This window comes from Acinetobacter silvestris (assembly GCF_002135235.1).
Taxonomy (GTDB): domain Bacteria; phylum Pseudomonadota; class Gammaproteobacteria; order Pseudomonadales; family Moraxellaceae; genus Acinetobacter; species Acinetobacter silvestris.
In genome coordinates, this window is record NZ_NEGB01000001.1 from 505,900 (window position 1) to 518,061 (window position 12,162).

The 12,162-nt window shown below is 38.9% G+C and carries 13 protein-coding genes; 4 read left to right on the forward strand and 9 right to left on the reverse strand.

Going from position 1 to position 12,162, the window contains the following annotated elements:
• Positions 1–101 precede the first annotated feature (101 nt).
• The gene (locus tag B9T28_RS02480; protein WP_086202360.1) at positions 102–1,400 is read left to right on the forward strand and encodes an ABC1 kinase family protein; all 1,299 of its coding nucleotides are present in this window, start codon (positions 102–104) and stop codon (positions 1,398–1,400) included.
• A gap of 145 nt (positions 1,401–1,545) precedes the next feature.
• Here B9T28_RS02480 and crcB read toward each other — a convergent pair whose 3' ends face one another.
• On the reverse strand, positions 1,546–1,926 hold the full coding sequence (gene crcB, locus B9T28_RS02485) for a fluoride efflux transporter CrcB (protein ID WP_086202361.1): 381 nt from the start codon (positions 1,924–1,926) through the stop codon (positions 1,546–1,548).
• 201 nt (positions 1,927–2,127) lie between these two features.
• Between crcB and B9T28_RS02490 the strand changes: the two genes are divergently transcribed.
• Positions 2,128–2,460: a HopJ type III effector protein gene (locus B9T28_RS02490; protein WP_086202362.1), complete on the forward strand. Its 333-nt coding sequence runs from the start codon at positions 2,128–2,130 to the stop codon at positions 2,458–2,460.
• A gap of 68 nt (positions 2,461–2,528) precedes the next feature.
• Here B9T28_RS02490 and B9T28_RS02495 read toward each other — a convergent pair whose 3' ends face one another.
• From B9T28_RS02495 to B9T28_RS02505, 3 genes are all read right to left on the reverse strand, one after another.
• Entirely contained in the window at positions 2,529–2,939 is a 411-nt protein-coding gene (locus B9T28_RS02495; protein ID WP_086202363.1) for a GFA family protein, read from the reverse strand.
• Positions 2,940–3,014: 75 nt separating this feature from the next.
• Positions 3,015–4,220, reverse strand: coding sequence for a TIGR03862 family flavoprotein (locus B9T28_RS02500; protein WP_086202364.1), 1,206 nt, complete (start codon positions 4,218–4,220; stop codon positions 3,015–3,017).
• On the reverse strand, positions 4,210–4,878 hold the full coding sequence (locus B9T28_RS02505; RefSeq protein ID WP_171263443.1) for a class I SAM-dependent methyltransferase: 669 nt from the start codon (positions 4,876–4,878) through the stop codon (positions 4,210–4,212). Before B9T28_RS02505 ends, B9T28_RS02500 begins: the two co-directional genes overlap by 11 nt.
• An 84-nt stretch (positions 4,879–4,962) precedes the next feature.
• Here B9T28_RS02505 and B9T28_RS02510 point away from each other — a divergent pair, with 84 nt between their 5' ends.
• Positions 4,963–5,142 (forward strand): DNA gyrase inhibitor YacG, encoded by a 180-nt coding sequence (locus B9T28_RS02510; RefSeq protein WP_086202366.1) that lies wholly within the window; start codon positions 4,963–4,965, stop codon positions 5,140–5,142.
• A 610-nt stretch (positions 5,143–5,752) separates the two neighbouring features.
• Here B9T28_RS02510 and B9T28_RS02515 read toward each other — a convergent pair.
• The 5 genes from B9T28_RS02515 to B9T28_RS02535 all read right to left on the reverse strand — a co-directional run bounded on the left by B9T28_RS02515 (position 5,753) and on the right by B9T28_RS02535 (position 10,179).
• On the reverse strand, positions 5,753–6,397 hold the full coding sequence (locus B9T28_RS02515; RefSeq protein WP_086202367.1) for an MBL fold metallo-hydrolase: 645 nt from the start codon (positions 6,395–6,397) through the stop codon (positions 5,753–5,755).
• A 15-nt stretch (positions 6,398–6,412) separates the two neighbouring features.
• Complete coding sequence (gene hemH, locus B9T28_RS02520; RefSeq protein WP_086202368.1) at positions 6,413–7,429, reverse strand: ferrochelatase; 1,017 nt, start codon at positions 7,427–7,429, stop codon at positions 6,413–6,415.
• 86 nt (positions 7,430–7,515) lie between these two features.
• Complete coding sequence (locus tag B9T28_RS02525) at positions 7,516–8,532, reverse strand: DUF4062 domain-containing protein (protein WP_086202369.1); 1,017 nt, start codon at positions 8,530–8,532, stop codon at positions 7,516–7,518.
• Positions 8,533–8,644: 112 nt separating this feature from the next.
• Complete coding sequence (gene murI, locus B9T28_RS02530; protein ID WP_086202370.1) at positions 8,645–9,523, reverse strand: glutamate racemase; 879 nt, start codon at positions 9,521–9,523, stop codon at positions 8,645–8,647.
• 44 nt (positions 9,524–9,567) lie between these two features.
• A complete protein-coding gene (locus B9T28_RS02535; protein ID WP_086202371.1) occupies positions 9,568–10,179 on the reverse strand; it encodes a DUF1285 domain-containing protein in 612 nt (203 codons plus the stop codon).
• Positions 10,180–10,386: 207 nt separating this feature from the next.
• Between B9T28_RS02535 and B9T28_RS02540 the strand changes: the two genes are divergently transcribed.
• Entirely contained in the window at positions 10,387–12,099 is a 1,713-nt protein-coding gene (locus B9T28_RS02540) for an electron transfer flavoprotein-ubiquinone oxidoreductase (RefSeq protein ID WP_086202372.1), read from the forward strand.
• The last annotated feature ends 63 nt before the right edge of the window (positions 12,100–12,162 follow it).

A 12,162-nucleotide genomic window follows, 5' to 3' on the forward strand; every position in this document is an offset into this window, starting at 1 on the left:
CAATGATAAACAATATCTTAACAAATTAAAGTAGGCAACGTGTAGATTGTCGCCTATGATCGAAATAGAAAAACTTTAGCCAAGTTTAAGGATCAATACGAATGTCAAAAAATGCGAGTACACCGGGGCGACGTTTTATGAAGCTTGCCAGCATGACGGCCAGTATCGCAACGAAAACGGTATCGAATTCCATTCGTAATTTTAATGCAGATGAAGAACAAAAAAATGATGCACGCAGTAAACTCTTTCAAGATATTGGTATACAAATTGCCAATACTTTAGGGGAGATGAAAGGTGCGGTAATGAAGGTGGGGCAAATTGCTTCACAATACAAAGACATCTTCCCCCCTGAAGTCGCTCGAGCCATTGCCAAACTGCAACGTCAAGCTCCGGCTATGCCCTTCGCGGAAATTAAACATCAAGTCGAAAAAGAACTGGGGAAGCCTTTAACTCAAGCCTTTAAACACTTTGATGAGCAGCCTTTTGCAGCAGCATCCATCGGACAGGTCCATCTGGCGACACTGCCCGATGACACCCAAGTTGTGGTCAAAGTACAATATCCAGGGGTGGATACCGCCTGTGAAAGTGACTTAAAACAAGTCCGTTTAGCACTGCGCTTAATGGGTGTATTAAAAGTTGATAAGAAACTACAAGACCGTTTATTTAAAGAAATTCAAGACAGCTTACACGAAGAACTTAATTACGAAATTGAAGCACAAAATTTGCAAGTGTTTCGCACTTTCCACCACACCCTAGACAGTAAAATTATTATTCCTCAGGTATATAGTGAATATTCGACCCGTCGTGTTTTAACTTTAAGTCTTGAAAAAGGTGAAAGTATCGAAACAGCCAGCACTTGGGATTTAAAGATTCGCAATGATATCGGTCGTCGTCTCATTCAAGCGCTAGGACAGCAAATGTTCTTTCTAAAACGTTTTCATTGTGATCCACACCCCGGCAACTTTGCCTTTAGAGAAGATGGTAGTGTGATTATTTATGATTTTGGTGGCGTGAAAACCTTATCTAATGACATCATTACTCATTTTAAAGCTCTCGTTCGGGCAGCACGCAAACAAGATATTGTAAGCATTGAAGAACACCTAACCACTTTGGATGCACTGGCTGAAAAAGGTAAATTCCCAGATGAACTTTATCATGCATGGTTAGAGGTATTGTTACGTCCACTGACCACAGATTATGATTTTGCTGAAAACTCTGCACATCATGATGGCATGAAGTTAGTCAAAAAATCTTTAAAATATTGGGATGTATTTAAACCATCACCCGACACATTAATGGTTAATCGTACTATTTCAGGGCAATATTGGAATTTAATTCACTTAAAAGTACATGATAATTTAACGGATGTATTTGAAAGTTTGGTCTCTGTTCAAGATTAAAAAATTTAGCCAGCATTCAGATCAATATGACTTAATCTATTTCGTTAATTTTATTTTAAGTTTCGCGCTATACATTAAAATTACATTTGAAGTCTAAGCGCTTTCCTCCTGCTTAGGCTTCTTTTTTTATGTGCGGATTGAAGCTTTATTTTGTATTTAAAATAAATTGAAAAAGATAAAAACCCATCGCTAAACACACCACCCCCACAATGACACTCGACGCGGTATATGCTAGCGCAATGGGTAACTGCCCTTGGCGAATCAACTGAAAAGTCTCTAATCCAAAACTTGAAAATGTGGTAAAGCCGCCTAAAACCCCCACCATAAAAAATAAACGTGTTTCATTCAGCAAAATAGAATAGCATTGGGTCAATGCAAAAAACACTCCTGCTAAGAAACAACCGAGTAAATTGACTGACCAGGTTGTCCATGGAAATAGGCTCAGTGGTTGAGTAACGACTAGACCTGCACCGTAACGTAAACACGCACCAATTGCACCGCCACAAGCGATCAAAAGCCAATTCATAACCCATTACTCTCCTTGTGTATAAGACTCATCTTATCCACAGTTTATTTATGATGATCTGCACCAAGTTTAATCGATATACAATGAATTACTGAGTAAATGCAGTTATACACTCAATAAAAATCTATCCGACTATTTCTAATTTCTGTTCCAAGCATTTTTGGTTATGATGTTTAGCTAAAATAAACAGGAATTAAACTCATGGTTCAAGAATTATTGAAACAACTTCAATCTGGCACAGCAAAATTTTCAGATGTCATTGCATTCATTGAAGCACGTTATCAGCACACACCGACAGCTTTTGCGAACGGTCAGCAACACAATACTGCCACTGAAAATCAAGGTAGTGCTAAAGTTTTTTCTTTTGCTCAATTAAATCATTTAGACCAACAACAAACTTTAAACTTATTTGCAGAACATTATGCATCTGTACTTGCGACACCTGAAGCAGTCGATCATCAAAACATTCACCAATTTATACAAAATGGATGGGATGGAATCAAGTTTGAAGGCTCAGCTTTAACAGCGAAGTAACACTTCACGAATCATAAAAAAGGGATCAAACATGATTCCTTTTTTATTTAAGAAGCATTTATTTAAGATTACGAACGCTCAGCATATTGTGGCAAACCATCACAAATCGTATCCCATTCTGCTTTATAAGCGGTAAAAATATGCTGTGTCGGTTTCTGTTGTAAAGGGGTATCTAATGTTCCGATTCTGAGGCGATATGTATCGGGCGTTTCCGTTTTAATACTGATAATCGGTGATGCACACTCACTACAGAAACAACGTTGAGTTGTTGCCGTTGAATGATATTTTTTCAGTAAGTGCTCACCTTGTAGCAATTTAAAATCGGCTTTTTGAATCGGGGCATTGGTCGCAAAAGCAGACCCATTGGCTTTACGGCAACGTTGACAATGGCATTCCACAATATCACCGATTTCGCCATGAATTTCATAACGAATACCACCGCACAAGCAACTTCCTGTATAAAATTTTTCTTGAGCCATCACCGTATCTCTTTTATGCGTAGGCCATAAAATTAGCACAATTCAGCTCATTGAATAAAAATTAAACTGGCTTTTTTAACTTTTATTGACCAAATATTGATGTACGCCCTCACCTGCAGCACGCCCCGTCGCAAAACATGCTGTCAGTAAATATCCACCTGTGGGCGCATCCCAATCCAACATTTCACCACAACAGAAAATGAATGGATTAGACTTCAATTGCAACTGCTCTGTGAGTACTTCCGACTTTACTCCACCTGCACAACTAATCGCCTCTTCAATCGGGCGAAAACCATCTAAAGTTATCCTGAGATTCTTAATCTGTTGGGCTAAACGTTCAGATAGATTCCAAATCGACTTATCGACCAACTCACGGACTAAATTGGCTTTCACATGATCCAGCCCAGCTTTACGCCAGACATTACTCAATGATTGTTTTTTTGAAGGTTGTAATTTTTTCGCCAGTTGTTCAATACTTTGATCTGGCAACAAGTCTAAATATAATTGCATCGGTTGTTGATTTTTAATTTGTTCCCGCAATGCTCGACCTTGTTTATAAATTAGACCACTTTCCAAACCATAATGGCTAATCACAATATCGCCCGCAGTTTTATGCAAGGGATTCACCCAAGCTTCGACTCGTTTTAACGGCTCACCAAAGAGTGGCTGCATAAATTGAGACCAAGCTCGTTCAACACCCGCATTACTGGCTTGAAATGGTTCAATTTCAGTCTGACTAAGCCAGCGCTGCCATGCGCCATCACTGCCTAATTTTGACCAAGATACTGCGCCACAAGCTAAAATGATGGCATCAAAATTTTGCTCATATTCTAAACTTTGGGCTAAATCTTTAATCTTCAAGGTTTGATTGTTTAAATCTAAAATTTGATGCCGATAATGAAATTGAACGTGTTGTTCCAAAAGACGTTTTAACCAAGCTCGAAGTAATGGGGCTGCTTTCATTTCAACTGGAAAAATACGACCAGAACTGCCTACATAAGAGTTAATACCTAAACCCTGCATCCAATTTTGAACCCAGTGAGCATCCCATTTTTTAATCCACGGTGCTAACCATTCCACTTGATCATAACGTTGTATAAATTGCTGAATCGGCTCTGCATGTGAAATATTTAAGCCTGTTTTCCCTGCCATTAAAAATTTACGTGCTGCTGATGGCTTCTGCTCAAACACATGTACGTCATAATTCAACTGACTGAGTACTTCTGCTGCCATCAATCCCGCAGGGCCAGCACCAATAATGGCAATGCTTTTATTCGGCATTCACATTCTCTACCATTTTTTCAACACTCAAGTTTTGCCCCTGTAATGGCTGAAACTCATCAAACCGAGTCTTATAATATTCAGGCTTAGTAATGATTAATTGCTGGCACAACTCACCGCGCTCTAAATATTTAATTTCAAAATGGGTTCGTGCTGAATCTTGCTCAATCACTTGTTTTTCGAAAGGTAAATTCCAAACTTCTTTCAGTTGTTGTTCTGCTTCAGTAATATATTCAGGGATGTTACTCGCTAAAGTAATGCTGCCATTGACCTGTAATCGTGAGACTAAAAATTCAAAAAAAGGCATATTCAACCAACGTTGCGCTGAATTATGCGGTTCAGGATTTGGGTATAAAATAAAAAATTGTTGTACCTGATGCGGATATAACGCATGTACGACCCACGGTAAAGCATCAACATGCAATGTGGTTAAATTCTGTTGCCCTTCAATTTGATGTTGTTTTTGCATAGCCAAAAACTTTTCACGGGTTCGCTCAACCGCAATCAAATTAAATTGCGGGTTTTGCCCTGAAAATAATAACGCGTGTTTCCCTTTTCCTGCGCCTATTTCAACACATACTGGCTTATTCTCAATCGGTTGGAAATCACGGGGAGCATGCATACGCTGTGCTTGAAATTGACGAATTGGCATAATCAGATCAAACTAGTAAAAATCTACACAAGTCTATCAACTCTTGACGGGCTTTCCTATTTTTTGAATTCTATTTTGAGGATATTCCGCATGCCACGTACTTTTCCATGTCCAAGATGTGGGCAACCAACCACATGGGAAAATAATGAATTTCGACCATTTTGTTCAGAACGTTGTAAATTGATCGATTTAGGCGCTTGGGCAAATGACGACTATAAACTCCCGACACAAGATGCTCCACAAGCGGATACCAGTGAATATGATGATTAAACTTCAATGATGATTTAAAAAAAATTACCTAATGAAAACAACAGACCATAAAGCATTACATTGCCACCATATTATGGAATTAATCTGCCCATCATACTGAGTTCAGTTCAACCACTCATAAAATGATGAGGCAGTTATGCTAAATTTAACTGTTATGCTCTTTAAGCTTAATATTTCTCTATTTAGATTTTAAAACTTTTTACTCAAAACCTTATTCTCATTACAGTGATCGAATAACTTTATCTCTTAAATTAATAATATTTATCGTAGTTTTTGGAAATAATCCAACGTCATTCATCATTTTTTAGGAAAAGGCTCATTATTATTTGGATAGAAAAAAGTTTCATCCTTCATTCATTCTCTTGTAAAAGAACCGACATTAATAAGAAGATCATGACTATGATTAGCTACAAAACACTCATTTTAATCACCGCAATTTTTTTCTACTGAGCCTGAGTTTTGCTGGATTCGGTTTCTATACTGCGGACTATTCACTACTGAGCATTGCAATTTTATTTGCAATCGCTGGATTGCTTTTCAAATCAGAAATGAAAGGGCGATTACACAACCCTTTCCTTAGAAAATAAATTGATCATCGACCTACTTTCAACTAACCCGCTTTACCCGCAACAAATGGATTAAATTGCTTTTCATAACCAATGGTGCTCATCGGGCCATGTCCAGAAATAAATTGCGTTTCATCCGGTAAACTGAAGCATTCTCGTCGAATGGACTCGATAAGTTGCTCATGATTTCCTCTTGGAAAATCCGTTCGCCCAATTGACCCTTTAAACAGTACATCTCCCGTCCAAAGTACGCCATATTTTTGATTATAAAAAATGACATGACCAGGTGTATGACCGGGTGCAAAACGTACTTCAAATTCCTCTTCGCCTAATTTCAAGACTTCCCCACCTTCTAACCATTGATCAACTTTGACCTGTTCAGGAATTGGAAATCCATAACGCGCAGAAACTTCTTGAATCATCTCCAACCAGAATTGATCTTCTTTATGCGGTCCAATGACTGGAACTTTCAACTCTCTCGCTAAAGCACCAACCGCCCCTGCATGATCTAAATGTCCATGGGTCAGCCAGAGTGCTTTTACAGTTAAACCAAGTTCTTCAACTTCTTTCTTTAACTTTTCAGGTTCACCACCTGCATCAATTAAAACTGCCTCTTTGCTTTCCGAATCCCAAACAATCGAACAGTTTTGAGCAAATGCGGTCACGGGAACAATTTTTACTTGTAACATGTTATTTCCTCAAACTTACGCTTCGTTTGCTAGCGTAATTTTCAATGCATCTAATTGTGATTGCACCAATTTAGCCAAGAGTTGAATGTGATCATCTCGATTATTCAAAGCCGGAATATAGGCATAACTTTGCCCACCTGCATTTAAAAATAATGCTGAATTCTGGATCGCCAATTCTTCTAAAGTTTCCAAACAATCTGCTGAAAAAGCAGGACTCATAATTTGTACAGAGCGCACACCTTGCTCAGCCCAATCTTTCAAAATTTGGTCGGTATAAGGTTTAACCCATTCTTGCTTTCCAAAGCGCGATTGAAAGCTTATCGCCCATTGGTCTTCTTTTAATTGTAAGGCTGTTGCCACTTTTTGTGCCGTGATATGACAACGATCAGCATAAGGATCACCTTTATCTGCATAAGGTTGTGGAATACCATGAAAAGACATCAGTAATTTTTCAGCTTGACCATGGACTAATTGATATTCTTTGACACTATTCACCAAAGCCTGAATAAATAATGGGTGTTGATAATAATCTCGAATGATACTTAGACCTGGTAAATTACGCTGTTGCAGCGTCCATTTTGCTAAAGCATCATAAAGTGGTGCGGTAGACGTGGCTGAAAATTGCGGAAATAATGGCAATAAGATAACATGATCATAATGTATCTGTTGTGCTTGTTCTAAAACCTGATCAATCCCTGGATTGCCATACGTCATCGCCGGAACAATATGAAGATCAAATTCAGCATTTTTAGACTTCAGCTGGAAAGCAATCTGCTGCACCTGTTGCTTTAAAATTTGTCGCATGGGTGAATCTTCTGACCAAATTTGGGCATACGCTTTCGTCACATGCTGAGGTCGAAAAGGTAAGACAAACCCATACAGAATAATTTTCCAAAGCAATTTTGGAATTTCAATAACGCGCTGATCAGATAAAAATTGGGCTAAAAAACGGCGTACCGCTGTAACAGTTGGTTCATCTGGCGTACCTAAGTTCGCAACAATCACCAAGACTTTGGGTTTGGAGCAAGACATGAATTCACAGCAACCTTAATACATCTCATGTAGTGATAGTACTTTATCTCAACAGTGAAACAAAATATCTGCATGAAATTTTATGTTTAGATGCTTATGTTACGTCTTCCAATCAACTGAGTTACTTCAATCGATTTTAAGCCTTTTTCGGTCATTTTCCACATCATACGCTGCCGATCATCTCGTCCAACGGGAAGGATCCATTCATTATTACGCATTTGTTGCTTAATGGTATGGAGTGCACGAATATTAATCTGTGCTCGTGCAACCGCATGTGCTCTCGGCATGAGCAATTGCACATCGGCTAATCCCTTGGCATTTAAATAGTCATTCAATACTTTAGAAAAAAACTCTTCGGGTAATGGCTCTTTAAAATCTTGAGATAAAATACTCACCAACTCAAGCCATGTTGTCTCTCGGATAGGATTCAGCTCTTTAAAATTCCCATCCTGATAAACATGTATTCGATAATCAAAATTAAATACTTCATTAATCGACACCTTAGGCAAAGTTAAAAAAGGATCTGCTTCTTTCTTGCCTTGCTCAATTTTACTACGTACCAACTGAGACTTTAAGTTGTCAATTTCATCTTGTAAAACTTGGATATTCTGCGGTCGCACCCAGCCTACGACAGGATTACGCTCCAACATTTGTGGCATATAGGAACGAACTGCAAGTTCTAAATCTCTCAAGGTGCGATAACACACCACTTGTTCAACTTCTTTCTGTAATTGATGCCTAAATTCTTCAAATTTTTCTTTTAGCTCAGGACGCTGTTCTTGTAATTCTAAACTTCTCGCTTCAGGGTTTTCATGCATAAAGACAATAATTGGCTTTTGTTTAGTGACTGCATAAATATACTCCAAATGCATATAACCCACGCCCGAAACCGATTGCTCTCCATACTGACTGCCTAAAAGCAACAATACATAATCACAATCATCAATTTGACGACGGGCAAAAGCCGTACTCAATGGAGTTCTTTGTTCAAGCCCCCACGAAAAAAAACCCATACCAATTAATGTCTGGGAAACCACCATTCTTTCAGGCTGCATTTCTTTGCCTGAAGTCGTAATAAATACTTGATATCGCTTATCGAGCATAGGCAAACCTATTCCATACATATAATTAAAACCATCCCCGAATGGATTTGAGAATTATATGCCCTACACTAATCTTAAAAAAATAATATGAAACAATTGTATGCTGCAGCATTTAGCTCAGTTTATCAACAATATTTTCAATTGACCATGAAATATCTGAATGAATCAAATGCGATAGAATCGGCTTCAACTCATCGGCATTGTTTCCACTCACAAAGCATTTTAACGTTGTTCTGGATCTTTGAACCGACTCTGATATTAACTCATTTTTAATTAAAATGCGTGCCGTTTGTCTTGCAACTGCAGCGCCAGAATCGATTAAAGTTAAATCATCCTGATAGAGCGCCTGAATTGTTTCTTTTAAATAAGGATAATGAGTACAACCGAGTACCAAATAATCTGCACCTTGCTCGACAATTGGATCTAATACTGTTTTCAAGCTAGCAATACATTCAGGACTTTTTTGCAGTCCAGCCTCGACATAAGGAACTAAGTCTAAGCAAGTCACCGTTAAAACCTTAACGCCTGCAGGTTCTGCAAAATGCAGTATCACATCGTTAATCAACTTGCCCCGAAATGTCGCTGGGGTTGCCAAAACGGAAACAACTTTAGACTGTGTTTGCAACACTGCCGGCTTCAATGCTGGTACTAAACCAATAATGGGAAAATCATTACCATAATGCTGGCGTAAATAATCCAAACTAAATGCTGACGCAGTATTACAGGCGACTACGGCAACTTTACAACCTTGGCGATATAACCATTCAATTGCCTGTGCAGTTAATTCACGAATTTCCTGATCATCACGTGGACCATAGGGGACATGTGCGGTATCGGCATAATACAGAATATGTTCATTGGGTAAATATCTAACGATATCTTGCGCAACAGATAAGCCACCTATGCCTGAATCAAAAATTCCAATAGGCGCATCTGCCGATGCTTTAGACATAGGCTCATTCAGCGGATATAGAGGAAGAATAGCGGTCATAGTCAATCAATCTACGCGTCAAATTACCTTGTAAAGCTTAAACCTCAAGCACTCAATTGCAAGTAAAAATCACCACTTTGCAAAGATAAAATGGCATCCCCACGTGCATTTTCAAGCAATTCGCCATATTCAATTAAATGAAAAAATGTAGATCTTTGAATTAATGCATTTATTCCAAAACGGACATGAACATAAGGACGCATATTGCCAGCGTATTCACGCATAAAAATAGGATGCTGCTCATCAACAATAATCACATCTTGGTGACTCGTTGTCAGCTGTAAATATTTTTTACCATTATGATAAATTTGATCCGCTTGGTTGACCAATAAAGGCTCATCCTCTACATCAATTTCAATTTGTTCAACAGGTGTTTTTAGATAGAATTTTCCATCTTCTTTCCAAAGCACTTTACTAAACAAATCTAAAAGTGCTTCCCGCTTGATCAATTGACCTTGGTGCCACCATTCCCCATTGGCTTTTACCGTTAAATCCATTTTGCCACAATGCTTTGGCTGCCACTGTGCTAAAGGGGGAATTGACCTTTTGTGACCCAGCTGTGCATCTTTTAAGTATTGTGCAATACTCATTAAGTTTTTATCATCACCCTTCGGCTGCTCTTGAGCCGCTGATGTTGAATTATTTTGATTTACCATGGTTTATACCTTGCTGACGAAAAAATAAAACGACTCAGCCAATTGGCTAGATCAAGGTTTAAACCTATACTAGCGCAACACTATAAAAGGTACGATATCAGAATTGTACCTATGAATTAAGCATACTCATGGCAGCACCGATTTTTTTATTTTTGAAATAATGAAATGAATACGGTTGCCACCTTTAGCTAATATGAGGAGTCCTACATGGAACACATCGAACGTGAATCGATGGAGTTTGACGTAGTTATCGTCGGCGCTGGCCCTGCTGGTCTTTCTGCTGCGATCAAAATTCGTCAACTTGCAATTGAAAACAACCTCCCAGATTTATCTGTATGTGTGGTTGAAAAAGGCTCTGAAGTTGGTGCGCATATCCTTTCTGGTGCTGTACTTGAACCACGTGCAATCAATGAACTTTTCCCAAATTGGAAAGAAGAAGGCGCGCCTTTAAATGTTCCTGTAACGGAAGATAAAACATACTTCTTAATGTCTGCTGAAAAGTCGCAAGAAGCACCGCATTGGATGGTTCCAAAAACCATGCACAATGATGGCAACTACGTTATTTCATTGGGTAATGTGGTTCGTTGGTTAGGTACAAAAGCTGAAGAATTAGAAGTTTCGATCTTTCCAGGTTTTGCTGCTTCAGAAATCCTTTATCATGAAGATGGTTCTGTAAAAGGCATCCAAACAGGTGATATGGGCATTGGTAAAGATGGTGAGCCGACTCACAACTTTACCCCTGGTTATGAACTACATGCAAAATATACCATTTTTGCAGAAGGCTGCCGTGGTCATTTAGGTAAGCGTTTACTTGCTAAATTTAACCTAGACCAAGATGCAGATCCACAACACTACGGTATCGGCATTAAAGAGCTTTGGGAAATTGATCCTGCTAAGCACAAGCCCGGTCTTGTAATGCACGGTTCAGGCTGGCCTTTGACTGAAACTGGTTCTACTGGTGGTTGGTGGTTATATCATGCTGAAAATAACCAAGTTACTTTAGGTGTGATCGTAGATTTATCTTACGAAAATCCGAACATGTATCCATTTGCAGAAATGCAGCGTTGGAAAACGCATCCATTGATCAAGCAATATCTTGAAGGTGGAAAACGTATTTCTTATGGCGCACGTGCTGTGGTCAAAGGTGGTTTAAACTCTCTACCTAAATTGACCTTCCCAGGCGGTTGCTTAATTGGTGATGATGCAGGTTTCTTAAACTTCGCCAAAATCAAAGGCTCTCACACTGCCATGAAGTCTGGCATGTTATGTGGTGAAGCTGTATTTGAAGCCATTCAAGCCGGTGTGGAAAAAGGTGGTGATCTTGCTGTTGCACGTGTGACTGAAGGCGAAGATTTCTTTACTAAAGAATTGACGGCATATACCGACAAATTCAACAACAGCTGGTTAAAAGAAGAGTTACATCGTTCTCGTAACTTCGGCCCAGCAATGCACAAATTCGGTTTATGGATGGGTGGTGCATTTAACTTTATCGATCAAAATATCTTTAAAGTCCCATTCACATTGCATGACTTAGTTCCTGATTTCAGTACGTTAAAAACTGTTGATGCAGCAACATTTAAACCGAACTATCCAAAACCAGATGGTAAACTAACCTTTGACCGTTTGTCTTCTGTGTTTGTTTCGAATACGGTACATGAAGAAAATCAACCCGCACATTTGAAATTAACCGATGCATCAATTCCTGTAAATGTAAACTTACCAAAATGGGATGAGCCTGCTCAGCGTTACTGCCCGGCTGGTGTTTACGAAATCATGGAAAATGATGATGGTTCGAAGCGTTTTCAAATTAACGCCGCCAACTGCGTACATTGCAAAACTTGTGATATTAAAGACCCTTCGCAAAACATTACTTGGGTAACCCCTGAGGGTGGCGGTGGTCCTAATTACCCGAACATGTAATGTTAGGATAATTCTTGCGAAGCAGTGCTTCTCATATCCAAATATGTAAGATGCAATAAAAAA

Coding starts and splice junctions, on each gene's coding strand:
- crcB (WP_086202361.1), bottom strand. CDS start 1,926: ATGAATTGGCTTTTGATCGCTTGTGGCGGTGCAATTGGTGCGTGTTTA.
- B9T28_RS02495 (WP_086202363.1), bottom strand. CDS start 2,939: ATGGCTCAAGAAAAATTTTATACAGGAAGTTGCTTGTGCGGTGGTATT.
- B9T28_RS02490 (WP_086202362.1), top strand. CDS start 2,128: ATGGTTCAAGAATTATTGAAACAACTTCAATCTGGCACAGCAAAATTT.
- B9T28_RS02515 (WP_086202367.1), bottom strand. CDS start 6,397: ATGTTACAAGTAAAAATTGTTCCCGTGACCGCATTTGCTCAAAACTGT.
- B9T28_RS02510 (WP_086202366.1), top strand. CDS start 4,963: ATGCCACGTACTTTTCCATGTCCAAGATGTGGGCAACCAACCACATGG.
- hemH (WP_086202368.1), bottom strand. CDS start 7,429: ATGTCTTGCTCCAAACCCAAAGTCTTGGTGATTGTTGCGAACTTAGGT.
- B9T28_RS02540 (WP_086202372.1), top strand. CDS start 10,387: ATGGAACACATCGAACGTGAATCGATGGAGTTTGACGTAGTTATCGTC.
- murI (WP_086202370.1), bottom strand. CDS start 9,523: ATGACCGCTATTCTTCCTCTATATCCGCTGAATGAGCCTATGTCTAAA.
- B9T28_RS02500 (WP_086202364.1), bottom strand. CDS start 4,220: ATGCCGAATAAAAGCATTGCCATTATTGGTGCTGGCCCTGCGGGATTG.
- B9T28_RS02535 (WP_086202371.1), bottom strand. CDS start 10,179: ATGGTAAATCAAAATAATTCAACATCAGCGGCTCAAGAGCAGCCGAAG.
- B9T28_RS02525 (WP_086202369.1), bottom strand. CDS start 8,532: ATGCTCGATAAGCGATATCAAGTATTTATTACGACTTCAGGCAAAGAA.
- B9T28_RS02480 (WP_086202360.1), top strand. CDS start 102: ATGTCAAAAAATGCGAGTACACCGGGGCGACGTTTTATGAAGCTTGCC.